The organism is Candidatus Accumulibacter sp. ACC003 (genome assembly GCF_907163085.1).
Classification (GTDB): Bacteria; Pseudomonadota; Gammaproteobacteria; order Burkholderiales; family Rhodocyclaceae; genus Accumulibacter.
The window spans coordinates 433,383-456,902 of the sequence record NZ_CAJQTX010000001.1 but is presented as its reverse complement, the minus strand read 5'-3'; the positions used below and the strand labels follow the sequence as shown (position 1 = coordinate 456,902).

Annotated in this window: 20 protein-coding genes; 9 read left to right on the top strand and 11 right to left on the bottom strand. The window is 63.1% G+C overall.

Annotated features, from left to right (window positions below; all coding sequences use genetic code 11):
- Positions 1-19 precede the first annotated feature (19 nt).
- A complete protein-coding gene (locus tag QZ656_RS02000; RefSeq protein ID WP_291991807.1) occupies positions 20-412 on the top strand; it encodes a SirB2 family protein in 393 nt (130 codons plus the stop codon).
- A gap of 22 nt (positions 413-434) precedes the next feature.
- Here QZ656_RS02000 and fnr read toward each other — a convergent pair whose 3' ends face one another.
- Positions 435-1,178, bottom strand: a complete 744-nt coding sequence (gene fnr / locus QZ656_RS01995) for a fumarate/nitrate reduction transcriptional regulator Fnr (RefSeq protein ID WP_291991805.1) — start codon at positions 1,176-1,178, stop codon at positions 435-437.
- 96 nt (positions 1,179-1,274) lie between these two features.
- Between fnr and hemN the strand changes: the two genes are divergently transcribed.
- From hemN to selD, 5 genes are all read left to right on the top strand, one after another.
- Positions 1,275-2,672 (top strand): oxygen-independent coproporphyrinogen III oxidase, encoded by a 1,398-nt coding sequence (gene hemN / locus QZ656_RS01990; RefSeq protein WP_291991804.1) that lies wholly within the window; start codon positions 1,275-1,277, stop codon positions 2,670-2,672.
- Positions 2,673-2,756: 84 nt separating this feature from the next.
- A complete protein-coding gene (locus QZ656_RS01985; RefSeq protein ID WP_291991803.1) occupies positions 2,757-3,443 on the top strand; it encodes a sulfite exporter TauE/SafE family protein in 687 nt (228 codons plus the stop codon).
- Between the two features lie 34 nt (positions 3,444-3,477).
- Positions 3,478-5,913 (top strand): heavy metal translocating P-type ATPase, encoded by a 2,436-nt coding sequence (locus tag QZ656_RS01980; RefSeq protein ID WP_291991802.1) that lies wholly within the window; start codon positions 3,478-3,480, stop codon positions 5,911-5,913.
- An 87-nt stretch (positions 5,914-6,000) separates the two neighbouring features.
- Positions 6,001-6,207 carry a heavy-metal-associated domain-containing protein gene (locus QZ656_RS01975; protein WP_291991801.1) on the top strand — a complete coding sequence of 69 codons (207 nt, stop codon included), beginning with the start codon at positions 6,001-6,003 and terminating at the stop codon, positions 6,205-6,207.
- Between the two features lie 66 nt (positions 6,208-6,273).
- The gene (selD, locus tag QZ656_RS01970; RefSeq protein WP_291991800.1) at positions 6,274-7,386 is read left to right on the top strand and encodes a selenide, water dikinase SelD; all 1,113 of its coding nucleotides are present in this window, start codon (positions 6,274-6,276) and stop codon (positions 7,384-7,386) included.
- A gap of 142 nt (positions 7,387-7,528) precedes the next feature.
- Here selD and QZ656_RS01965 read toward each other — a convergent pair whose 3' ends face one another.
- The 9 genes from QZ656_RS01965 to lexA form a co-directional block, all read right to left on the bottom strand.
- Positions 7,529-8,776 (bottom strand): DUF1015 family protein, encoded by a 1,248-nt coding sequence (locus QZ656_RS01965; RefSeq protein WP_291991799.1) that lies wholly within the window; start codon positions 8,774-8,776, stop codon positions 7,529-7,531.
- A 114-nt stretch (positions 8,777-8,890) separates the two neighbouring features.
- Positions 8,891-10,333, bottom strand: a complete 1,443-nt coding sequence (gene glgA, locus QZ656_RS01960; protein WP_291991798.1) for a glycogen synthase GlgA — start codon at positions 10,331-10,333, stop codon at positions 8,891-8,893.
- A 24-nt stretch (positions 10,334-10,357) separates the two neighbouring features.
- Positions 10,358-11,623 (bottom strand): glucose-1-phosphate adenylyltransferase, encoded by a 1,266-nt coding sequence (glgC, locus tag QZ656_RS01955; RefSeq protein WP_291991797.1) that lies wholly within the window; start codon positions 11,621-11,623, stop codon positions 10,358-10,360.
- Between the two features lie 66 nt (positions 11,624-11,689).
- Positions 11,690-13,327: an alpha-D-glucose phosphate-specific phosphoglucomutase gene (locus tag QZ656_RS01950; protein ID WP_291992109.1), complete on the bottom strand. Its 1,638-nt coding sequence runs from the start codon at positions 13,325-13,327 to the stop codon at positions 11,690-11,692.
- Positions 13,328-13,387: 60 nt separating this feature from the next.
- A complete protein-coding gene (gene pgi / locus QZ656_RS01945; RefSeq protein WP_291991796.1) occupies positions 13,388-15,022 on the bottom strand; it encodes a glucose-6-phosphate isomerase in 1,635 nt (544 codons plus the stop codon).
- Positions 15,023-15,367: 345 nt separating this feature from the next.
- Entirely contained in the window at positions 15,368-15,769 is a 402-nt protein-coding gene (locus QZ656_RS01940) for a hemerythrin family protein (RefSeq protein WP_291991795.1), read from the bottom strand.
- Between the two features lie 88 nt (positions 15,770-15,857).
- A complete protein-coding gene (locus tag QZ656_RS01935; protein WP_291991794.1) occupies positions 15,858-17,351 on the bottom strand; it encodes a DNA polymerase Y family protein in 1,494 nt (497 codons plus the stop codon).
- The gene (gene imuA / locus QZ656_RS01930; RefSeq protein WP_291991793.1) at positions 17,284-18,003 is read right to left on the bottom strand and encodes a translesion DNA synthesis-associated protein ImuA; all 720 of its coding nucleotides are present in this window, start codon (positions 18,001-18,003) and stop codon (positions 17,284-17,286) included. The genes QZ656_RS01935 and imuA overlap by 68 nt, the downstream gene beginning before the upstream one ends.
- A 7-nt stretch (positions 18,004-18,010) precedes the next feature.
- Positions 18,011-18,622, bottom strand: a complete 612-nt coding sequence (gene lexA, locus QZ656_RS01925) for a transcriptional repressor LexA (RefSeq protein WP_291991792.1) — start codon at positions 18,620-18,622, stop codon at positions 18,011-18,013.
- A gap of 167 nt (positions 18,623-18,789) precedes the next feature.
- Between lexA and QZ656_RS01920 the strand changes: the two genes are divergently transcribed.
- The 3 genes from QZ656_RS01920 (at position 18,790) to QZ656_RS01910 (ending at position 22,087) form a co-directional block, all read left to right on the top strand.
- Positions 18,790-19,245 (top strand): peroxiredoxin, encoded by a 456-nt coding sequence (locus QZ656_RS01920; protein ID WP_291991791.1) that lies wholly within the window; start codon positions 18,790-18,792, stop codon positions 19,243-19,245.
- A gap of 43 nt (positions 19,246-19,288) precedes the next feature.
- Positions 19,289-20,710 carry a PhoH family protein gene (locus QZ656_RS01915; protein WP_291991790.1) on the top strand — a complete coding sequence of 474 codons (1,422 nt, stop codon included), beginning with the start codon at positions 19,289-19,291 and terminating at the stop codon, positions 20,708-20,710.
- Positions 20,711-20,821: 111 nt separating this feature from the next.
- Positions 20,822-22,087, top strand: coding sequence for a transglutaminase-like domain-containing protein (locus QZ656_RS01910; protein WP_291991789.1), 1,266 nt, complete (start codon positions 20,822-20,824; stop codon positions 22,085-22,087).
- Positions 22,088-22,141: 54 nt separating this feature from the next.
- Here QZ656_RS01910 and dnaB read toward each other — a convergent pair whose 3' ends face one another.
- On the bottom strand, positions 22,142-23,491 hold the full coding sequence (gene dnaB, locus QZ656_RS01905) for a replicative DNA helicase (RefSeq protein WP_291991788.1): 1,350 nt from the start codon (positions 23,489-23,491) through the stop codon (positions 22,142-22,144).
- Positions 23,492-23,520 lie beyond the last annotated feature (29 nt).

Below are 23,520 nucleotides of genomic sequence, written 5' to 3'. Positions count from 1 at the left end.
CCGCCAATCGAGGCCACTGATGACTTACCTGCTGTTGAAACAGCTGCATATCACCTGTGTTGTGGTCAGCGGCGCCGGTTTCTTGCTGCGTGGCGTATGGATGCTCAGAGAGTCGCCACTGTTGCAACTCCGGCTGGTCCGGGTAGTGCCGCACATTGTCGATACGGCCTTGCTCGGCAGCGCCATCGCCATGGCCGTGATCAGCGCTCAATATCCATTCGCCGTGGACTGGCTGAGCGCGAAACTGATCGCTTTGCTGGTCTACATTGGCTGTGGCACGATGGCCCTGAAGCGGGCGCGCAGCCAGGCGCAGCGTGCGCTCTACTTTGTCGCCGCGCTGCTCGCCTATGCCTATATCGTGTCGGTCGCCCTGACCCGCAACCCGCTCGGCTTTCTGGCGTCGTTCGCTTGAAGCGCGGCGCCCCTGGCACGGCTCAGCTGCGCTGGTGCGACATCAGTTTTCGCAAACCTGCGGTGTTGAGAATGCGGATCTTTCGTTGATGAACGGCAAGCAGCCCCTCGTCCTGGAAGCGCGAAAAGGCGCGGCTGACGGTTTCCAGTTTAAGGCCCAGATAACTGCCGATTTCGTCACGCGACATGCGCAGGTTGAATTCCGCGGGCGAGTAGCCGCGCGCCTTGAAACGCTGCGAGAGGTTCAGCAGGAAGCCGGCCAGACGTTCTTCGGCGCGCATCGTTCCGAGCAACATCATCACCCCGTGATCGCGAACGATCTCCCGACTCATGACCTTGTGGAAGTGGTGCTGCAAGGCCTGAATTTGCCGACACAAGCCTTCCAGGTGCGAGAACGGAATGGCGCAGACTTCGCTGTCTTCGAGGGCAATGGCATTGCAGGTATGCACCTCGCTGCTGATCCCGTCAAGGCCGAGCAGCTCGCCGGTCATCTGGAAACCCGTGACCTGATCACGTCCGTCCTCGACCAACACGTCGGTCTTGAAGAAGCCGCTGCGCACCGCGTAGATCGATTCGAAGCCCTGACCAGCCCGATACAGGTGATCGCCGCGTTTCAGGCGTTTACGTGTCGAAACGAGCTCGTCGAGCTTTTTCAATTCGGCCGGTTCGAGGCCGATGGGCAGACACAGCTCGCGGAGGTTGCAGTTCGAACAAGCGGTCTTCACGACCTCGAACGCAAGCCTTGCTGCCGTCGCGTCGGTAGACATGCGCGCCCTTTTCACTAAACTCTACGTTTGATCCACGTCAACCCGTTTACTTCAGGGCAATCCGATAATGCACGCAACAAATCTTGTAGTGGAAACATGAGCGCTGTCGTCGGCAATCTTCTCTTTGATCCGCAGATCATTCGCCGCTTCGACGTCAATGGCCCCCGCTACACGTCCTACCCGACAGCGGATCGTTTCGTCGAAGCTTTTTCTGCAGACGCCTACCAGCTCTGGCTTGGCAAGCGCAACATCGGCGCTGTCAGTCGGCAGCTGTCATTGTACTTCCACATTCCGTTCTGCAACACCATCTGCTACTACTGTGCCTGCAACAAGATCATCACCAAGGATCATGGACGTTCAGCCAAGTATTTAAAGTACCTGGCGCGCGAACTGGCGCTGCAGAGCAGCTATCTGGAAGGTGGCGATCACGAAGTAGCGCAGCTGCACTGGGGTGGCGGCACGCCGACCTTCCTCTCGCACGACGAAATGCGCCAGTTGATGGCGGCCACGCGCCAACATTTCACACTGATCGAAGGCGGCGAGTACTCGATCGAAGTCGATCCCCGCAAGGTCGACACAGCAACCGTCGAACTGCTCGGCGAACTCGGCTTCAACCGCATGAGCGTCGGCGTACAGGACTTTGACCCGGGCGTGCAGCAGGCGGTTAACCGCATCCAGAGCGAGGAAGAAACCTGTGCGGTGATGGACGCGGCGCGCGCCAACGGTTTCAAATCGATCAGCGTCGACCTGATCTACGGCCTGCCCAAACAGACCGTAATGGGCTTCAGCCGTACCCTCGACCGGGTCATTGCCGCCAGCCCGGATCGTGTCTCGATCTACAACTACGCGCATTTGCCCAGCCTCTTCAAGCCGCAGCGGCGAATTCTCGAGGCAGACATGCCGAACGCCGACGCGCGGCTGCAGATTCTTGCGCTGGCGATTCGCAAGATGACCGAAGCCGGCTACGTCTACATCGGTATGGACCACTTTGCCAAGCCCGACGACGAACTGGCCATCGCGCAGCGGCAGGGTCGCCTGCATCGCAACTTCCAGGGCTATTCGACGCATTCGGATTGTGATCTGCTGGCCTTCGGCATTTCGTCGATCGGCAAGGTCGGCCCGACGTATAGTCAGAACGTGAAGACGCTCGACGAGTACTACGACCTGCTCGACAGCGGCACCTTGCCGGTCTACCGCGGCATCGAACTCAACGCGGACGACCTGCTGCGGCGGTCAATCATTCAGTCGCTGATGTGTCACTTCGAACTGTCGCTCGAGTCGATTGAAATCGCCCACCTGATCGACTTCAGGAAGTACTTCGCCACCGAACTCGACGACCTCCGCGAGATGGTCGACGCCGGCCTGGTGCGTATCGACGACAAGTGGATTACCGTTCTGCCGCCGGGGCGGATGCTGGTGCGCGCCATTTCGATGGTCTTCGACCGCTACCTGCGCGCCGACCGCCAGCGCACGCGCTACTCGAAGGTAATCTGAAGCAGATGCCAGTGCGCCGGCGACCGGCGAGGGCGAAGTAGTAGAATCTGCCCTCCTCCCGCTCGGCGTTCGCGCCCGCCCCTGATGCCTGAATCGAGTTATCTCGCGCTGTTGCTGGTCGGCCTGCTGGGGGGCACGCACTGCGTGGTCATGTGCGGCGGCATCGTCGGCGCGCTGTCGATGGGCGGCCCGGCACGTGCCTCGCTGCACCTGGCGTACAACGCCGGACGTATTGTCAGCTACGCGGCCGCCGGGGCACTCGTCGGTGCGCTCGGTGAAACCGGCCTCGCCCTCTCCGGGCAGTTGCCGCTGCGCAGCATTCTTTACCTGCTCGCCAACATGATGCTCGTCGCCCTCGGCCTCTATCTGATGGGTCTGACGCGCGCCCTGGCGTTCACCGAGCGCTTCGGTCAGAAGCTGTGGCGACATGTGCAACCGCTGAGCCGCCATTTCTTGCCGGCCCGCTCTGTCGCGCAGGCCTTCCCGCTCGGTCTGCTGTGGGGCTGGTTGCCCTGTGGTCTGGTCTACAGCGCGCTGGCGACGGCCTTGACCAGCGCTTCGGCGTGGCATGGCGCCGGCCTGATGCTCGCCTTCGGACTCGGCACACTGCCCAATCTGCTGCTCGCCGGTTTGCTCGCCGCGCGGCTGCAAGCCTATGCGCGCAAGCCGGCGCTGCGCGTCGCTTGCGGGCTGCTGATTCTCGGCTTCGGCGTCTGGGGACTGATCGGGTTGGGCCGACTGCTTATCCAGACCTGGCCACCCGCGACTTGATGCCTCTCCTCAACCTCCTGCGGCTTCTCCGACGATGAGCGATCCGACGACCCACTCCCGACTCCTCGACCTGCCGCTCACCGGCATGAGCTGCGCGGCCTGTGCGGCGCGTATCGAGAAAGTCCTCAATCGCCTGCCCGGCGTCACGGCCACCGTCAACCTGGCCAGCGCGCGCGCGCGCGTCGAGCTTGCGGTCGCGGCAAGCAGCCCGCAGGAGGTCGTCGCGGCGATCGAGAAAGCCGGCTTCGGAGTGCCACTGCAAGCGGTCGAACTGGCCATCGCGGGCATGAGCTGCGCGGCGTGCTCGACACGCCTCGAAAAGCTCCTCAAACGTCTGCCGGCTGTCGAAGCGGTCGTCAATCTGGCCACCGAGCGGGCGAGCATCCGCTATCTTCCCGGCGTCGTCGATGTGCCATTGCTGCTCGCCACCGTGCAGCGCGCAGGCTTCGTCGGACGCCTGGCGGACAATCGCACGCACGCGCAGGAGAAGGCCAGAAGGCTTGCCGCCGAGCAAACCGAATTGCGCCGCTTCTGGATCGCCGCGCTGCTGACGCTGCCACTGGCGGCGCAGATGCTGACCATGTTCGACGGCGGCGCGTCGCACCATCAGGATCTCTTGCCGCGCTGGCTGCAACTGGCTCTGGCAACGCCGGTGCAGTTCTGGATCGGCTGGCGCTTTTACGAGGGTGCCTGGAAGTCCTTGCGCGGGGGCGGCGCCAACATGGACGTCCTGGTCGCGCTCGGCACGTCGATGGCCTATGGCTTCAGCCTGGTCGTCACGCTCTCTGCAGCCAGCGATTTGCACGTCTATTTCGAGGCTTCGGCAGCGGTGATCACGCTGGTCCTGCTCGGCAAGTTGCTCGAGGCGCGCGCCAAAGCCAGGACCACCGATGCCATCGAGGCCTTGGCTCGCCTGCAGCCGAAAACCGCGCGCGTCGAGCGCGACGGCCAGCTGATCGAAGTCGACGCTGGCGTGTTGATTCCCGGCGACGTCTTCATCGTCCGCCCGGGCGAAAACCTACCGGTCGATGGCGCCGTGATCGACGGCGCGTCGAACGTCAACGAAGCGATGCTCACCGGCGAGAGCATGCCGGTGGCCAAGCACGCGGGTGATCGCGTTTTTGCGGCCACCGCCAACGGCGAAGGGATGTTGCGCTGCCGAGCGACCGGCGTCGGCGAGCACACCCTGCTGGCCGGAATCATCCGCATGGTCGCCGAGGCGCAGGGTTCCAAGGCGCCCGTGCAGCGACTCGCCGACCGTATCTCGGCGGTCTTCGTGCCGATCGTCTGTGCCGTCGCCTTGTGCACCTTGCTGGCCTGGTGGACCCTGGGTGGCAACTTCAGCGCGGCGCTGGTCAATGCCGTGGCCGTGCTGGTGATTGCCTGCCCTTGCGCGCTCGGACTGGCGACGCCGACGGCGATCATGGTCGCCACCGGCATGGGTGCGTCGGCCGGAATCCTGGTCAAGAACGCCGAGGCGCTGGAGCGTGCCGAGAAAATCGGCGTGCTGGCGGTCGACAAGACCGGCACGCTGACTCGCGGCGAACCGCTGCTGACCGATTTGTTGCCGCTGGCCGCTTCGGCTGAGCAGGCACTGCTGCTCGCGGCTGCTCTCGAACAGGCTTCCGAGCATCCGCTGGCGAGGGCCGTCCTGCAGCAAGCACGGGCCAGCGGCCTGACACTGCCGGCGCTCGAGCAGTTTCGCGCGATCCCCGGGCGCGGCGTCGAAGGTCGGGTTGGCGGACGGCTGCTGCGCCTGACTGCCGCCGACGCTTTTGCCGGCGTCGCCGTGCCGGCAAAACTGCTCGAGGAGCTGCAGGGCACTGGCAAAACCGTCGTCGTCCTGGCAGAAATTGGCACGGCGGGCGCAGCGGCCAGCGCCGCCGACGATCAGGCTGGCGTCGCCCTGGCGCTGCTGGCCATCGCCGACCCGCTGCGCCCCACCTCGCGGGCGGCCGTGGCGCGGCTCAAGGCGATGGGAATCCGAGTGGTGATGCTGACCGGTGACCATCTGGCGACAGCTGCAGCCGTCGCCAAAGAAGCCGGCATCGACGATTTCAGGGCCGGCATCCTGCCCGGCGAAAAGGCCGCCGCGATCAATGCCTTGAAGAGCAAGGGCGCAGTCGTGGCGATGGTCGGCGACGGCATCAACGACGCGCCGGCGCTGGCTGCGGCTGACGTCAGCTTTGCCATCGGCGCCGGATCGGATGCCGCGATCGACGCCGCCGACGTAACCCTGGTGCGCGGCGATCTGCACGCGATTGCCGACGCCATCCTGCTTTCGCGTGCGACGCTGCGGAAAATCAGGCAGAATCTCTTCTGCGCTTTCATCTACAATGTGCTCGGCATACCGCTGGCGGCCCTGGGCATGCTCAACCCGGTCATTGCCGGCGCCGCCATGGCGATGAGTTCAGTCTCGGTGGTCTCCAACTCGCTGCTCCTCAAGCGCTGGCGCGCTGGCGGCAACTAAGGCTTGCGGCGACGCCTCCCCAACTGCGACAGGCAAGAGGGAGCAAGATGCGACCGCCGCCGGTAACGATCGAGAGGAGAACTACCGATGGAAACAGTCGTGATTGGCGTCGCCGGAATGCATTGCCAGGCTTGCGTAAAGAACGTGAGCACCGTCCTCACCGCCCTGCCCGGCGTTGCCGGCGTCGACGTTTCGCTGGCCGCGGGACAAGCCAGCGTCAGCTACGACCCGACGCTCGCCAGCGCCGCCAACTTTCGCGAGGCAATCGAGGCAGCGGGCTTTGATGCCACCTGAAATACGCTGCCGATCACAACCGCGCCGCCCCCGGAATCACCTCGCCACACTGCCTAGCTGATCATCATGTCCAGAAGAAAATCAAAGAGCGACGAACCCGACGCTCCCGAAACCACCGCCAGCGAAGTGGTCCGACTGACCCAGTTCTCGCACGGCGGCGGTTGTGGATGCAAGATCGCACCCGGCGTGCTCGAACAGATCCTTGCCAAGACCGCTCCGTCGATGGTTCCCAAGCAACTACTGGTCGGCATCGAGAACAGCGACGACGCGGCCGTCTACCAGCTCAACGACGATCAGGCGCTGGTCGCGACGACCGATTTTTTCATGCCGATTGTCGATGACCCTTTCGATTTCGGCTGTATCGCGGCGACCAATGCGCTCTCCGACGTTTATGCTATGGGTGGCGTACCACTGCTGGCGCTGGCGATCGTCGGCATGCCGGTCAAGCTGCTGCCACTCGAGACCATCAAACGCATTCTCGAAGGCGGTGAGTCAATTTGCGCCAAGGCGAACATACCGATCGCCGGCGGCCACACCATCGATTCGGTCGAACCGATCTACGGTCTGGTGGCCATCGGCCTGGTACACCCGGACAAGCTCAAACGCAACTCGGGTGCCCGGCCGGGCGACAAGCTGGTTCTCGGCAAGGCCCTCGGGGTCGGCTTCTACAGCGCGGCATTGAAGAAAGGAATCTTGTCGCCGAGCAGCTACGCGGCAATGATCGCCTCGACGACGCAACTGAATACCCCGGGGCGGGCCTTGGCGTGCCTGGCCGGTGTGCATGCGATGACCGACGTAACGGGCTTCGGTCTGCTCGGTCATCTGGTCGAAATCTGCAAGGCGTCCAAAGTCGCGGCGGCCGTCGATTACGCGGCCGTGCCGGTGTTGCCGGATGCTCTCGACTACGCGGCCAATGGCTGTATCACGGGCGCGTCCGAGCGCAACTGGGCAAGCTATGCTGAGCGCGTCGTCGTCCCGAAGAAAAATTTCGGCGACCTCGAACGCGCCCTGCTGACGGATCCGCAGACCAGCGGCGGGCTGCTACTCGCGTGTGCGCCGGAAGTAGTGACCGAAGTCCTGGCGATCTTCCTGCAGGAAGGCTTCGATCACGCCGCCGTGATCGGCGAGGTGTCAGCCGGAAAAGCGCAGGTTTCGGTGGTCAACAGCAAGGCCGGCTGACGCCCGCCCGACACCGACGCGGCTGACACCGCACCGCTGGCGTGCCGTTTTCCGCGCGGCCCGGCAAGGCGCCGCCAGCGACCGAAGAGGGTGACCCGCTGCGCTCACCACCGCGGTCACCACCACCCGGCTGACAGCGACTTCAATCGAGGACGTGCGAGACCAGGCCGTCGGCGAGTTTCGGTTCAAACCAGGTCGACTTCGGCGGCATCACCTGGCCGGTGTCGGCCACCGCCATCAGTTCGGCCATCGGCGTCGGATACATGGCAAAGGCTACCGCCATCTCGCCGCTATCGACGCGGCGCTCGAGTTCTGCCAGGCCACGCATGCCGCCGACGAAATCGATGCGCGTGTCGCGGCGCAGATCGGTGATCCCCAGCAGCGGCCCGAGGATCTGCTCGGCAAGCACCGAGATGTCCAGGCGACGCACGGGGTCCGCCACAGGAACGCGTTCGGGCTGTACCTCGAGCCGGTACCAGCGCCCACCGAGATACATGCTGCACACGCCCAGACGCTCGGGCTTTTCCTGACTGGTACACACGGTGATTCGATAGCGCTCGGCAAGTGCCGCCAGAAACGCTTCCTCGGTCAGGCCGTGCAGATCGCGCACGACCCGGTTGTAGTCCATGATCTGCAAGCGTGATGCGGGAAAAATCACCGACAGGAAGAATTCGCCGCTAGCCGTGGCAGCCGGCGTGCCGCGCCGAGCGGCCGCTACTCGCGAGGCGGCCGCCGAACGGTGGTGGCCGTCGGCGATGTAGAGCGACGGCATGGCATCGAAAAGCGCGCTGATTCGCGCCACACGTTCGGGATCGTCAATGGTCCACACGCTATGCCTGACGCTGCCGTCGGCGGTCAGATCGGCGACCGGCTCGTCCTCGGTAGCCTGAAGCAGCAGGCGCTCGACTTCAGCGTCGTCGGCGTGCACCAACAATACCGGGCCGGTCTGGGCATTCAGCGCCTCGATCTGACGGACCCGGTCGTCCTCCTTGTCGGGGCGAGTGAGTTCGTGCTTGCGGATACGATTGCTGTCGTAGGCGGCGACCGAGGCAACCGCCACCAGGCCGATCTGGACGTGCTCGCCCATCACCAGGCGATACGCGTAATAACAGGGGCGCTCGTCACGCGACAGAATTCCCGCATCAATCAGCCGCCGAAAGTTCTCGGCCGATCGGACATAGACCTCGGCAGCGTAGTGATCGACGGCGGCTGGCAGGTCAATCTCGGCCTTGGAGACATGCAGAAAGGACAGCGGCTTGCCACTGGCCGCTTGCCGGGCCTCGTCGCTGGACAGGACATCGTACGGTGGTGCGGCAACCGCTGCCGCGTCGGCGCGGCGCGGGCGAAGGCCGTTGAAAGGCTGGATCAGGCGGCGAGAATCAAGGGGCAAGGAGTTCTCCTGTGAAGTATGGTTTCCGGCAGCAACAGTAGCGGATTCTCGGCGGCGCCGCCAGTCGCTTGCCAGGCGGCGGGTCCGGGGCCGGCCGCTGCGCCGTACGCCGCTTCAGATGCTACGGTACAAAGCCTCGTAGCGAACGGCAGAGTCGTCCCAGGAAAAATTCTGCGCCATGCCGTGCTGCTGCATCTGCCGCCAGGCCGCCGGGTCGCGGAAGAGCGCACAAGCCTTGCCGATACGCGCCGCCAGCTTGCGGCTGCTGGCGTCGTCAAAAGTGAAGCCGTTGGCGGTACCCGCCTTGAGGTTTTCCGGCGTCGCATCGACTACCGTATCGGCCAGACCGCCAACCCGCCGCACCAGTGGCACAGTGCCGTAGCGCAAGGCGTAGAGCTGCGTCAGACCACAGGGCTCGAAACGCGACGGAACGAGCAGGACATCGGCGCCGGCCATGATCCGATGCGACAAGGGCTCGTCGTAGCCGAGATGGACCGAGACGGCATCAGGATGAGCGGCGGCGGCCGCCCGGAAAGCGGCTTCGATATCGGCTTCGCCACTGCCGATGACAACCAGTTGAGCACCATCGGCGAGCAGCGTCGGCAAGGCCCCGAGAAGCAGGTCCATGCCCTTTTGCGCAGTCAATCGACTGACCACCGCGAACAGCGGCGCCTTGGCCCGCAGCGCAAAACCGAGATCAGATTGTAGCTTGAGCTTGCAAACCATCTTGCCACGAAGACGATCGGCGCTATAGTTGCGGGGCAGCGCTGCATTGGTGCGCGCGTCCCAGACCGAATAATCGACACCATTGAGGATGCCCGATAGGTCGCTGCCGCGGCCACGGAGAACACCGTCCAGCCCCCAGCCAAACTCCGGCGTACAGATCTCGCGGGCGTAGGTCGGACTGACGGCGTTCACGCGCTTGGCATGCACCAGCGCCGCCTTCATGAAAGACAGCTGGCCGTGGAATTCGACGCTGCTCTGATTGGCGCCGGAAATTTGCAGACCGAGGTCGTTGTGGTGGTCAAGTGGGAAGAGACCACGGAACGAGAGATTGTGGATGGTGAACACCGTCGCCGTAGTCCCGGCCGGATTCTGCGCGATGTAGGCGGGAGCCAACCCGGCGTGCCAATCATGGGCATGGACGACCTCGGGCTGCCAGTGTCGATCAAGTTCGCCGGCAGCCAGGTGCGCGGCGATCCAGCCCAGCAGAGCGAATCGCCGATGGTTGTCGCTCCAGTCGCAACCGTCCGGACCAAGATACGGATTGCCGTCGCGCCGATAGAGGAATGGCGCGTCGATGACGTAGGCCAGCAAGCCACTATCGGGTAAGCGACCCAGTCGCAGCGTGATGACGGCGGCACCAAAGGCCGGACCAAAGCGGATTACCCGCTTGAGGTCGACGACACCATTGAGAATCGCCGGCATCCCTGGCAACAGGATGCGCACGTCAAGACCGCGAGCAGCAAGCGCTGCCGGCAGCGCGGCGACGACGTCGGCCAAGCCGCCGGTTTTGACCAGCGGATAGATCTCCGCAGCAACGTGCAGGATACGCACGGAGCAAGCCCCTTGCAGGCCTCGCTAGGCGAGCCGATCGAGCATTTTCTTGGTAATCAGCGTGACGCCATTCTCGGTATGGCGGAAGCGCCGGGCATCGTCATCCGGGTCCTCGCCGACGACCATCCCCGGCGGGATGGAACAACCGCTGTCCACCACGCAGCGGCTCAAACGCGCTCGCGAGCCAACCACCGTATCGGGCAACAGCACCGACAGGTTGACGCGCGAGTAGGAATGGATACGGCAACTCGAGAACAGCAGCGAGCGGTTGACTTCCCCGGAGACGATACAGCCGCCGGACACCGTCGACTCGATCGCCGTACCGCGTCGGTCAAGATGGTTATGCACGAACTTGGCTGGCGGCAGTTGCTGTTGATGAGTCCATATCGGCCAGTTGCTGTCGTAGAGGTTCAATGCCGGCACCGTCGCTGTCAGGTCGATGTTGGAGTCCCAATAGGCGTCGATGGTCCCGGCGTCGCGCCAGTAGTGTTCTCTGACCGGTTCATCGGGCGCCACCACGCAACTGCGCGAGAACGAGTGTGCTACCGCACAGCGGTTGGCGACGGCGTGCGGAATGATGTCCTTGCCGAAGTCGTGATTGGACGTTTCGTCGGCAATGTCACGTGCCAGTTCGGCATAAAGATACTTGGCGTTGAAAACGTAGACCCCCATGCTGCACAGGGCCATTTCCGGGTTGTTCGGCATTCCCGGTGGGTCGGCAGGCTTTTCGATGAAGTCGGTGATCAAACCATTTTCATCGACCGCGACGATGCCAAAGCCGCTGGCTTCCTTGCGTGGCACCTCGATGCAGGCGACGGTGCACTCGGCACCGCTTTCGACGTGGTCAACCAGCATCACACCGTAATTCATCTTGTAGACGTGATCACCGGCGAGAATCACGACGTATTCAGGCGCCGGCACATAGGTCTCGAGGATATCGATGTTCTGATAGACCGCGTCGGCCGTACCCCGATACCACGACTCCTCGTCTATCCGCTGCTGCGCGGGCAGCAGGTCAACAAACTCGTTGACCTCACCGTGCAGGAAGCTCCAGCCGCGCTGCAGGTGGCGCAAAAGGCTGTGCGACTTGTACTGGGTCACCACGCCGACGCGCCGAAGCTGCGAATTGACGCAGTTCGACAGGGCAAAGTCGATGATCCGGAACTTACCACCAAAATGGACGGCCGGCTTGGCGCGTCGGTCGGTTAGCTCGTGTAGTCGGCTGCCGCGCCCGCCAGCCAGCACCAAGGCAATCGCCTTGCGTGATAATTGGAATGTTTTCCTGTCCATTTTCTTATCCCCTGTTTTTAAGCTCGATTCACAATCCGTGACGGCAGCCGTAAGTGTCATCGCGTGCTAGCTGATCACATCCGGGCCCTTCCGCCCGGTGTTCGCCGCAATCTGAGCGACGGTCTCGGCGAGGCCGATGAGCGGTGCCAGCGCTTCCTGCGTGGGCACTTCATGCTGGCTGGCGTCGGCCACGTAGCGCTCCAGATAGACGCGCAGGGTGGCACCCTCGGTGCCCGTTCCGGACAGTCGAAAGACGACCCGTGAGCCATCTTCAAGCAGGATACGAACGCCCTGACGCTCCGACAGCGAACCGTCGACCGGATCGGTATAGGCAAAATCATCGGCCGCGGCGACACGCAGCTCGTTGCACAGGGTGCCCACCAACTGCGGCAGGCGAGCGCGCAAGTCATTCATCAGGCGATCGCCAGCGGCGGTGTCGATGCCCTCGTAGTCGTGGCGCGAGTAGACGTTTCGGCCAAAACGCTGCCAGTGTTCGCGAACGATCACGTCGGCCGGCGTGTCGCGCACCGCCAGGATGTTGAGCCAGTAGAGCACCGCCCACAGACCATCCTTCTCACGCACGTGGCTGGAGCCGGTGCCGGCGCTCTCCTCGCCGCAGATCGTTGCCTTGCCGGCATCGAGCAGCGAGCCGAAGTACTTCCAGCCGGTCGGCGTTTCGTAGCACGGGATACCGAGTTCCCTGGCGACGCGATCAACGGCACAACTGGTCGGCATCGATCGCGCCACGCCGGCGAGCCCGCTGGCGTAACCGGGAATCAGTGCGTAGTTGGCGGCGATCACCGCCAGGCTATCACTCGGGCTGACGACGAAATCACGGCCAACGATCATGTTGCGATCGCCGTCGCCGTCCGAAGCCGCGCCAAAGGACAATCCGGAACGGCTATCGGCCAGCGCCGCAACGAGTTCGGCCGCATAAACCGGGTTGGGATCGGGGTGGCCACCGCCGAAATCGGGCAGCGGCGTGCCATTGACCACCGTCCCGGCGGGCGCACCAAGACGGCGCTCGAGAATTTCGTGCGCATAGGGACCATTGACGGCATGCATGGCGTCAAAACGCATGCGAAAATCCGGGCGCGCCAACAGCGCAGCGATGCGCTCGAAGTCAAACAGCGACTCCAGAAGTTCGGCGTAGTCAGCCACCGGATCGATTATCGTGACGAGCATCTCGCCGATGTGAAGCTCGCCGATCCGGCCCAGGTCGATGTCCGCCGCGTCGACGGTGTGATAGGCGCTGATCTCCTGGGTGCGCTGATAAACAGCGTCGGTAAAGCCTTCGTTGGCCGGACCGCCATTGCTCAGGTTGTACTTGATGCCGAAGTCGCCGTCTGGACCACCGGGGTTGTGACTCGCCGACAGGATGATGCCCCCGAAAGCCTGCCACTTGCGGATCACCGCGCTGGCCGCCGGCGTCGACAGAATACCGTCACGGCCAACGAGAACGCGGCCAAAACCCGCCGCCGCCGCCATCCGCAGGATGGTCTGGATGGCGACATCGTTGTAGAAGCGGCCGTCGCCACCGAGAACCAGGGTTTTACCCTGCTGGCCCGAGAGCGTGTCGAAAATGGCCTGGACGAAATTCTCGAGATAGCGTGGCTGGCGAAATACCGTCACTTTTTTCCGCAGCCCGGATGTCCCCGGCTTCTGGCCCGAGAATGGCGCGCTGGGAACGCTGATCAACTTCATAGTCATGTCATGCCTCGTTGCAAATTGAACGCGCCAATTCGCTGGCGCAAAAAAACAGCTTCACGCCAGATGTTTCCGGCTGTACGCCAACAGAGCCTGCGTTGACGCGTCGAGCTTTGCCGCCAGCGACGGATCGGCGATCGCCGGCAGGATGCTGCTGGCCACCGCCTTGCCAAGCTCGACACCCCATTGGTCAAAGGAATTGAGCCCCCAGATGATGCCCTGGACGAAGACCTTGTGTTCGTAGAGAGCCACCAGGGCACCGAGCGTCTGCGGATCGAGTTGTGACAGCAGCAAGGTAGACGAGGGCTGGTTGCCGACAAACACCTTGTGCGGCAGAAGTTCTGCCAACGCCGCCGGCGGCATGCTGCGAGCGAGCTCCTGGCGTGCCTCGTCCGCGGTCTTGCCGAATGCCAGGGCCGCACTCTGCGCAAAGCAGTTGGCCAGCAGCGCCTCCTGGTGACCCGGCAGTGGAAAGTCCGAACGGACAGCGGCGATGAAATCGCAAGGCACCAATCGCCCGCCCTGATGGAGCAGCTGGAAGAAGGCGTGCTGGCCGTTGTTGCCGAGTTCGCCCCAGACGACCGGGTTGGTCGCCTGCGTCAGTGGCTGACCATCAATGCCGACCGACTTGCCGTTACTCTCCATTTCGAGCTGCTGCAGGAACGACGGGAAATACTTCAGCGACTCGTTATAGGGCAGGACGGCATTGCTCGTCGCGCCCAGGAAGTTGGTATTCCAGATACCGATCAGCGCCATCACCACCGGTAGGTTGCGCTCGAACGGCGTAGTCCGGAAGTGCTCATCCATGCGTTCAGCGCCAGCCAGCAGATCGCCAAAAGCTTGTGGGCCGATGGCGATCATCAACGCCAGGCCGACCGCCGACCACAGAGAAAAACGCCCGCCGACCCAGTCCCACAGCGGGAAAACCGAATCCTCGTTGATTCCGAAGTCTACGGCGCGTTCCGGTTTTGCGGTCAGCGCCGCAAAATGCCTGGCGACCGCAGCGGCGTCGCCGAGATTGGCGATCAGCCAATCGCGGGCGGTTTGCGCGTTGAGCATCGTCTCCTGCGTCGTGAAGGTCTTGCTGGCGACCAGAAACAACGTCGTGCGCGGATCGAGGGTTTGTAGCAGCGGCGCCAGCTGGGCACCGTCGAGATTGGAGACGTAATGCACGCCAAGTGCCGGATGCGAGATCGAACGTAGCGCGTAGCCGAGCATCTTCGGCCCGAGGTCGGAGCCACCAATGCCGATATTTACGACATTACGAATCGGCAGACCGGTGAAACCAAGCGCTTGCCCGGCGCGGATTCTGTCGGCGAAGGCCGCCATTCGCTGGCGCGTCGGCAGAACCTCGGCCATCACATCGAAATCAGCACTGGGGAAAGGTGCGTGCGACCGCCGCAAGGCGACGTGCAGCACGGATCGGTCTTCGCTGACATTGATCTTCTCGCCGCTGAACATGCGAGTCGTCGCCTCGACGAGGCGTGCTTCCCTGGTCAGTTCGAGCAGCAGCGCCAGCGTCGTCGAATTCAGACGCTGCTTCGAGAAGTCGTAATGGATTCCTTCGAAGCTCAGCGAGAGCGCAGCGACACGCTCCGGATCGCCGGCAAACAGTTCTCGGAGATGCACCGGCGAGAGCGATTGCCGGTGCGTTTCAATGGCCTTCCAGGCGGCTGAGTTGGTGATGTTCATGGTCGGTAGAGCCCGTTGAGGAGTAATCAGGAGAACTGCAAACGGTCCTTCTGGAGGGTCTGCAATGAAATATGACAACATATGCTGTTCCGGTTATCAGCTTGCCAGAATGCTCGGAAGAACGCAAAAAAGAATCCGCGGCGGCGGCTTTCGAGGCTATTTTCGGAATGCTCGTCAGGGCGCTTGCCGGAAGCGCTTGCGGGGTCATTGGCAAGTGCCTTTCCAGCCATGACCGGGCGCGGCCTCTGAATGTCGGTCGACAAACGGGCCAGGCGAACGGCGGCGGTAATTGCTGGGTCAGATCGACGGAGCACAGGGAACTCGCAGTCGGGCAGCGGGAAAGCGTCAGCTTTGAGGTGCATGCAAACTGGCCGCGAAGGGCTTGTCTTCCTCGTTGATATGGCGCTCGAACCAGTATTCCATAAAGCGCAGGAAGGAATGAACATCTCGCGAACCGTCACGCACGCCACGCAGCGCTTTTCGCAACATCTGCAAATTCTCTTCGTGGACTCGTGCGTGTTCGGCGAAGGGCACACCGCGCAGCAGAGCAAGGCGCTCTTCGCTGGTGAAATGCCACTCCAGATAATTGATGAGGCTGTCGAATTCGTCGAGCGATGTCGGCGCGCTGCCGAAGGAGCTTAGCTTCAGGGTCTCGATGCGACGGAAGATCTCTTCGTGCTGAACGTCTATTTCCGGTATGTCAATCAGCATGGACGGCGGTAACAGACCGCTGAGGCTGCTCTCCATGATAGGACTCCGCTGGTGAACGCTCGACTGTGGAAATACACGCATTATAAGAATGGTTGTCGCAAAGCACCAGTTAAATCCGCTGCAGTCAGGCAAACACGCCATGCAGAAACCAGCCCGCCTGGCAACGAAAAATCCACAGCCATTCAGCTTGCACGGAAATGGCCACGAAGTAGTCGCGCCGCAGGTCGCCGAGCGCCTCAGGCTCGGCCGCATCCCACCAGCCACTCTCGATACGCTCGGGGCCGGCCAGCAGCCGCAGGGCGCCACCGCACTGCGGCCGACCGGCCACTTCGCGCAAGGTCTGCGGCCTGCTGAGAAGCCACAAGGGACGCGGAGCGGCTCCCGTAGCCAGCGTCGCCGAAGCAGCGAGCACGCTTGCCACGGCTTTTTTTCCGGCCAGCAGCCGCGGCCTGATTGGCCGCGAGGCATTCTCCGGACGATGCTCGGAGACCACCGAGAGCGAATGCACGCGCTCGTTGCCGAGGCGAGCCTGCAGACGTTCGACGAGCACCGCCAGCGAATCGTCTACAGTGCCCACCACGCCCTCTCGACGTTCGCCAAACAGGCTGGCCGTACGCCCTGGCAGATCCTCAAACGCTTCGGCCCGCAAGCTGACCAGTTCGACAGCGGCGGGCAGTTTGAGCCGCTGCAGGCGTTCGACGAGCACTCGCGAGATCCGTTCGGCGTCACGCGTGGCGGTACTGAAAGCGAGGGTGAGAACGGTCGGCGGCCGCTGCCTGCTAGCGCGCTCGTGGGCAAACTCGAACAAGCATTCGCTGACCCCAGCGGCACGTACCGTGAGCCAACCACACAAGGTGGCGATCAGACGACGCCCGGCGAAACCGAGGGCCATCGCCTGCTCGGTCCGCATCGGCAGTTCCAGCCGCTCGGCAAAGTGCTGCGGAAAAACAAAGCGTGGCCGGGGGTCCGGCAAATCGCCGAGCGCCCGCGCCAGGTCAGTGAGCAAAGTGCTGCCGAGGCGGCGCGCCAGGCCGGCACGCGGCAGGCGAAACACGTCGGCCAGCAGACGCGCACCAAAATTGCCGAGGCACGCCTGTTTCTCTGACGACAAATCGAGCACGGCCAAGGGTAGCCTGCCGAGGCGCAGCGGCAGTTGCGCCGCGTCGAGACAAGGCTCGTCGTCACCGGCTAGCGCCAGCCACTGCGCAGCGAGCGGCGTTGGCGCCAAAGCCGCCTGCGGGGAAAAACCCTGCTCGACACAGCCGGCAACGATGCGCTCGAAGATCGCCGCAACGCCGCCAAAAAGACGCAGCGATCCGGCCACTTCCAGCAGCAAGGTCTGTGGCGGCAGGCAGCAGATTTCCGACGTAAAAGCGCCCGCCCAGCAGGCGAGTCGGCTCAAGGCGGCCTGCTCTCGCTCGAGATCACGCGGGTGCATGCTCAGCGCCGGCAGCAACGCCCACGCCTCGGCCAGCCGTAGTCCGGGCAACACGCCGGCCGACGTCGCCGCCTGGTCGGCGACCAGGATTCGTTCGCCGCTGACGATGGCGCTAGGCGATGGCAGGCCGGGAAAGGCTTCGAGCGACAGGCGCGGTAGATGCAGGACAAGCCAGAGCATGGCTCAGGCGCAGCGGGCGTTGAATGGCGATGGACAGGGGGGCCGGCTGTGCGCCGCCACGGCGCTTGAGGAGACGAACGCTGAGTTGCTCACCCTCCCCATCGAGCAGCAGCCGCAGCGGTGCCGGCGAAGACTGGCTGGCACAAGCCGCCGGCCGAAAAACAAACAACAGTGTTCCACTGCGCTCGGCAGCCAGCTGCAGGCGGCGCAGTGACGTGGCCTGTACTTCCGGTAGCCAGGCGACGACGGCGCCAACGCCATCGGCAGCCAGTGAGCGCTCGCAGGCCCAGACGGCATCACGACCTGGAGCGCTGGCCACCAGCAGTCGCGACAAAGCAATACCGCCAGCCTGCAGCGCTGGCGCATGCAGGGGATGTGGTGGAGCAACGCAAACGAGCCAGGAGAGTTCATCGGTCGAAAGCCGCGCCAGCGCCGGCAGCAGCAGGCTCAGTTCGCCGATACCGCGATGCACCGGCAAGATTTCGATCAGGCCGCCACGCGGCCAGCCGCCGCCTGGCAACTCACAGTCAAGCTCGGCAAAGCCCGTCGGCACGCCGGGTAGTGGCGCTCTGGCCAGCGTATCACCGCGCCAGACATCGGCACGATCAAGGACTTGCGAAAGCGTCGGAGACGAGGAGACAAGCGCTGCCAAGTCGCACTCACATCGTCTCGCTACCGCGGATTACCCCGACAGCGATCCCTTCAATAGTCAGCGTTTGCGCTTCCGAATCGACGACGATCGGTGCGAAATCGGGGTTCTCGGCGATCAGGCGGATCATGCCGTCCTGCTGACGGAAACGCTTGACAGTCACCTCGTCGTCGAGCCTGGCAACGACAATCTGACCGTTACGCGCTTCGCTGCTGCTGTGCACAGCGAGCAAGTCACCCTCCAGAATACCGGCGTTGATCATCGACAAGCCACGCACGCGCAACAGAAAATCGGCACGCGGGCTGAACAGGCTGTTATCGACCGTATAGCGGCGCTGGACGTTTTCCACCGCCAGAATCGGGCTGCCGGCAGCGACACTACCAATCAGCGGCAGGCCAAGTTGTTCGACCAGGCGGATGCCACGCGCCGAGCCAGGTTCGAGGACGATGATGCCTTTCCTGGCGAGTGCCTTGAGGTGCTCCTCGGCAGCATTGTGCGAAGCGAATCCGAAGGCACTGGCAATTTCGGCCCGGGTCGGCGGCGCACCCAGGCTCTCCAGCGTGTTGCGGATGAAGTCGAGTATTTCCTGTTGTCGCGAAGTAAGTGCCGTAGCTCTGCTCATGATTGTCCACTCCTGTTCCTGACACTGTATTTTCGTACAGTTCTCGGCAAGAATGCAAGCAGAACGAGCGCCGCAGCAGGCGGCTGAAAAAGATGGCGGCATCGAGCGGCTTGACCGATGCGCCGCTTTCTTACCACAATTCATTCCCCCTTCCCTGAGAGACAGCCATGAGCGACCAGACCGTAGCCGATTTCAGCCTGCCGGCAACTGCTGGCCGGACATTCACTCTGTCAGCCTGTCAGGGTAGCCCGGTGGTGCTCTATTTCTACCCCAAGGACAGCACGCCGGGATGTACCACTGAGGCACAGCAGTTCCGCGACCTGCACCCACAATTCGTCAACGCCGGCGCCATCGTCGTCGGCGTCTCGCGTGACAGCATCAAGTCGCACGAAAACTTCAAGAGCAAGCAGGAGCTGCCCTTCGATCTGCTCTCCGACACCGACGAATTACTGTGCACCGCTTTCTCGGTGATCAAGATGAAGTCGCTGTACGGCAAACAGGTTCGCGGCATCGAGCGCAGCACCTTCGTCATTGACGGCCAAGGCGTGCTGCAGCGCGAATGGCGTGGCGTCAAGGTCGCTGGCCACGCGCAGGAAGTTCTCGATTTTGTCGTGCAGCTCTGATCGCCATCGCCCCCCAAGCACAGGCAACCTGGAAAACACTCGAATGGCCCGCCCACCCGCAGTCAGTAGCGACGCGGCCGCCAGGCCGAAAAAGCTCTTCGTCCTTGACACCAATGTCCTGATGCACGATCCGAGCAGCGTCTTCCGCTTCGAGGAGCACGATGTCTTCCTGCCGATCATGACCCTGGAAGAACTCGACAACCACAAGAAGGGCCTGTCGGAGATCGCTCGCAACGCTCGCCAGGTGACGCGGACGCTCGACGAGATCGTTACCAGCATGGACGAGGCGATCGCCAAGGGCATCAAACTCTACGAGCCTTCCCGCAAACTGGCCAGTGGCCGTCTTTTCCTGCAGACCGAGGCGATTGCCAGCGAGCTCCCGGCAAGCTTACCCACAGCCAAGGCCGATAACCAGATTCTGGCGGTGCTCATCCACCTGCAAGGTCGGCATCCGGAGCGTCCGGTAATCCTCGTTTCCAAGGATATCAACATGCGTATCAAGGCCCGCACACTCGGGCTGCGCGCGCAGGACTACTTCAACGACAAGGTGCTGGAAGACACCGATTTGCTGTACACCGGCATGCGCGAACTGCCCCCTGGTTTTTGGGTCGACCATGCTCAGGGGATGGAATCCTGGAAGCACGACGGTCGTACGCTGTACCGCCTCACGGGACCCCTTTGTACGCAATTGCTGCACAACCAGTTCCTCATCGCCGAAGGTGAAAGACCTCTCCACACCAGCGTCCGCGAGGTCTCGGAAACAAGCGCCGAGATCGCGACGCTGACCGACTACACGCACGCCAGGAACAGCGTCTGGGGAATCTCCGCGCGCAACCGCGAGCAGAATTTTGCCCTCAATTTATTGATGAATCCGGAGATCGATTTCGTCACCCTGCTCGGCCAGGCGGGCACCGGCAAGACGCTGCTGACCCTGGCAGCGGGGCTTACGCAGGTACTCGAAGCCCGACGCTACAACGAAATCATCATGACCCGCGTCACCGTGCCGGTCGGCGAGGACATCGGTTTCTTGCCGGGAACCGAAGAAGAAAAGATGGGGCCATGGATGGGCGCTCTCGAAGACAACCTTGAGGTGCTCAACAGGAGCGACGAAAATGCCGGCGACTGGGGCCGGGCGGCCACCGACGACCTGATTCGCAACCGGATCAAGATCAAATCACTCAACTTCATGCGCGGTCGCACCTTCCTCAATAAATTCCTGATCATCGACGAAGCGCAGAACCTGACCCCGAAGCAGATGAAAACACTGATCACCCGTGCCGGTCCCGCCACCAAGGTGATCTGCCTCGGCAATATTGCGCAGATCGACACCCCCTATCTCACCGAAGGCAGCTCCGGCCTGGCCTATGTCGTCGATCGTTTCAAGGGATGGAAGCACGCCGGTCACGTCACCTTGCAACGCGGCGAGCGCTCCCGCCTCGCTGACTACGCGGCCGAGGTGCTATAATTTGCCGAACGTTAACGGGCCGTGTCTAGTGACACGGCCTGCTCGTTTGTAGCCACCGATACGGGCGACCAGTTCCCTGCCACAGGGATCCTGCGCTTACCGGAGAGTCGATTGAAACGACGCGATTTCCTTGCTGCTTCGGCGCTTCTTGCACTACTGGCGCCTTCTTCGGTGCTCGCCGCCAACAAGAAGAAAACGACTGCTCACGCAGCTGCCAAACCGGCAAGCAAGACCAGGGCCACTAAACGCGGCAGGTCAAGCGCCAAACCCGTTGTCGAGCAGCACGCCCGTTCCACCCGTTCCGCCCCTTCCACCTCCTCCACCCCTGCCGCTGCGGCGACTTCCGTACCGGCAGAAGCAGAACAGCGCGACGCCATCAGCCTGCCGGACGAGCCGCTGACGCCGTGGCGAATCTACGACATCACCTCCAGCATCACGCTCAACAAGGTCAGCGGCAAGGCGCGGCTATGGCTGCCACTGGCGCTGCACAAAGACACCCCCTGGCAGCGTTCGCTGGGCCATGGCTGGCAAGGTAATTTCGCCAGCGCCGGCCTCTACCGCGACCCGGCGGCGGAGATGGTGGTCTTTTACGCCGACTGGAACGAAGGCGTCACACCGCAGCTGCAGATCACCAGCCAGGTCGCCAAACGAGACCGTCATTTCGACATTACCAAGCGCGGCAGCGCCGCCGAGCGCAGCGACGTGCTGCGCCGCTGCCTGCACTCGAGTAACCTGGTGCCAACCGATGGACTGGTACGCCGTACCGCCGAGCACGCCATCGGTCGGATCAAGGATCCGGTCGCCCAGGGCAAGGCGATTTACGACTGGGTGATCGACAACACTTTGTATGATCCGTCGCGACCCGGTATCGGCAGCGGTGACGTCGAGGCAATGCTCGACAGCGGCCACTTGAGCGGCAAGAGTGCCGACATCTCGCTGCTATTCGTCGGTCTGTGTCGATCGATCGGCATTCCGGCGCGGCCGGTTTTCGGGCAACGCATCGATAGCTCACGCCTGTTCTCCGGCCTCGGTGCGACCGGCAACCTCAGTACCGACCAGCAATGCCGTGCCGAGTTTTATACGCCGGGTTACGGCTGGATTCCGGTCAATCCCGCAGACGTCCGCAAGGCCATCGACGAGGAGCACCTGAGCAGCAGTGACCCGAAGCTGGTCGTCCTGAAGAAATTGCTGTTTGGTTTCTGGGAGATGAACTGGGTCGCTTTCAACAGCGCCCAGGACGTCAAGCTACGCGGCTCGAACGGCCGCGCCTTGCCTTTTCTGGTCTTGCCCGAGGCAGAAACGCCTGCCGGCCGCTTCGACAGCCTGGACAGCAGCCTCCTCAGCTACACGGTCAACGCCAGCCGCGTCGAGGGCTGAAGCACCTCGCCGCTCGGCCGGCGAGAGCGAAACGGCGGCTCGCTCGGCAGACGGTCAGTACGAGCCCGGCGTTGCCAAATTCTCGAAGCGCGTGTACTCGCCGAGAAAAGTCAGCCGTACCGTCCCGATTGGCCCGTTGCGCTGCTTGCCGATGATGATCTCGGCAACGCCCTTCTCGGCGGTATCCGGGTTGTAAACCTCGTCGCGATAGATGAACATGATGATGTCGGCGTCCTGCTCGATGGCCCCCGACTCGCGCAGGTCGGACATCACCGGACGCTTGTTTGGCCGCTGCTCAAGCGAGCGGTTGAGCTGCGATAGCGCCATCACGGGAACAGCGAGCTCCTTCGCCAAACCCTTCAGGGCGCGAGAAATCTCGGAAATTTCGGTCGCCCGGTTCTCACCGTGGCCGGTGGCGGACATCAACTGCAGGTAGTCGATGACGATCAGCCCGAGCTTGCCGCACTGGCGGTGCAGGCGCCGTGCCCGGGCGCGCAGATCGATCGGGTTGAGCGCTGGCGTCTCGTCGATGTAGATCGGCGCTTCGTGCATCTTGCCGAGGGCAAAAGACAGGCGCGACCACTCGTCGTCGTTGAGGCGACCGGTACGGACACGGTGCGCATCGAGCCGACCGACCGACGACAGCATCCGCATGGCGAGTTGCGTGCCGCCCATTTCCATCGAGAAAACGGCTACCGGCAGCCCGACTTCAATCGCCACGTGCTCGGCGATGTTCAAGGCAAATGAGGTCTTGCCCATCGACGGCCGGCCAGCGACGATCAGCAGATCACCGCCCTGCAGACCCGAGGTCTTGCCGTCGAGATCGTGATAGCCGGTCGGCACGCCGGTGATGTCCGACGGGTTGTCGCGATCGTGCAGTTCCTGGATGCGCTCGACGACCTGCGTCAGCAGCGGGTTGATGTGCTGAAAGCCGCTCTGGTGGCGAAAGCCGCCTTCGGCAATTGCGAAAACCTTCGCCTCGGCTTCATCGAGCAGCGTTTTCGGATCGCGACCGAGCGGGTTGAGCGCGCTGCTGGCGATCTCGTCGCCGGCGCTCACCAGTTGCCGAAGAATCGCCCGCTCGCGGACGATTTCGGCGTAGCGCCGGATGTTCGCCGCCGACGGCGTGTTGGCCGCCAGTTCGCCGAGGTAGGCCAGACCACCGGTATCCTTGCCCTCGCCCGCCTGTTCGAGGCCTTCGGCTACGGTCACCGCGTCGGCCGGCTTGGTGCGCTCGAGGAGCTTGCAAATCTGCCGGTAAATGCGCTTGTGCTCGTGACGGTAGAAGTCGCCCTCGCTGATCAGGTCGGCGATCTTGTCGAAAGCGGCGTTATCGAGCAGCAAGCCTCCGAGGACCGACTGCTCGGCTTCTATCGAGTGCGGCGGCACGCGTAGTGCAGACATCGCCGCATCGGTTTGCGGCAGCCGTTCTC

Excerpts from the sequence above, each read along its gene's own strand:
- selD (WP_291991800.1), top strand. The coding sequence starts at position 6,274 with ATGTCCAGAAGAAAATCAAAGAGCGACGAACCCGACGCTCCCGAAACC.
- lexA (WP_291991792.1), bottom strand. The coding sequence starts at position 18,622 with ATGAGCAGAGCTACGGCACTTACTTCGCGACAACAGGAAATACTCGAC.
- glgC (WP_291991797.1), bottom strand. The coding sequence starts at position 11,623 with ATGGACAGGAAAACATTCCAATTATCACGCAAGGCGATTGCCTTGGTG.
- fnr (WP_291991805.1), bottom strand. The coding sequence starts at position 1,178 with ATGTCTACCGACGCGACGGCAGCAAGGCTTGCGTTCGAGGTCGTGAAG.
- QZ656_RS02000 (WP_291991807.1), top strand. The coding sequence starts at position 20 with ATGACTTACCTGCTGTTGAAACAGCTGCATATCACCTGTGTTGTGGTC.
- QZ656_RS01915 (WP_291991790.1), top strand. The coding sequence starts at position 19,289 with ATGGCCCGCCCACCCGCAGTCAGTAGCGACGCGGCCGCCAGGCCGAAA.
- QZ656_RS01980 (WP_291991802.1), top strand. The coding sequence starts at position 3,478 with ATGAGCGATCCGACGACCCACTCCCGACTCCTCGACCTGCCGCTCACC.
- QZ656_RS01950 (WP_291992109.1), bottom strand. The coding sequence starts at position 13,327 with ATGAAGTTGATCAGCGTTCCCAGCGCGCCATTCTCGGGCCAGAAGCCG.
- QZ656_RS01940 (WP_291991795.1), bottom strand. The coding sequence starts at position 15,769 with ATGGAGAGCAGCCTCAGCGGTCTGTTACCGCCGTCCATGCTGATTGAC.
- dnaB (WP_291991788.1), bottom strand. The coding sequence starts at position 23,491 with ATGTCTGCACTACGCGTGCCGCCGCACTCGATAGAAGCCGAGCAGTCG.
- QZ656_RS01985 (WP_291991803.1), top strand. The coding sequence starts at position 2,757 with ATGCCTGAATCGAGTTATCTCGCGCTGTTGCTGGTCGGCCTGCTGGGG.
- QZ656_RS01920 (WP_291991791.1), top strand. The coding sequence starts at position 18,790 with ATGAGCGACCAGACCGTAGCCGATTTCAGCCTGCCGGCAACTGCTGGC.
- QZ656_RS01935 (WP_291991794.1), bottom strand. The coding sequence starts at position 17,351 with ATGCTCTGGCTTGTCCTGCATCTACCGCGCCTGTCGCTCGAAGCCTTT.
- QZ656_RS01975 (WP_291991801.1), top strand. The coding sequence starts at position 6,001 with ATGGAAACAGTCGTGATTGGCGTCGCCGGAATGCATTGCCAGGCTTGC.
- pgi (WP_291991796.1), bottom strand. The coding sequence starts at position 15,022 with ATGAACATCACCAACTCAGCCGCCTGGAAGGCCATTGAAACGCACCGG.
- hemN (WP_291991804.1), top strand. The coding sequence starts at position 1,275 with ATGAGCGCTGTCGTCGGCAATCTTCTCTTTGATCCGCAGATCATTCGC.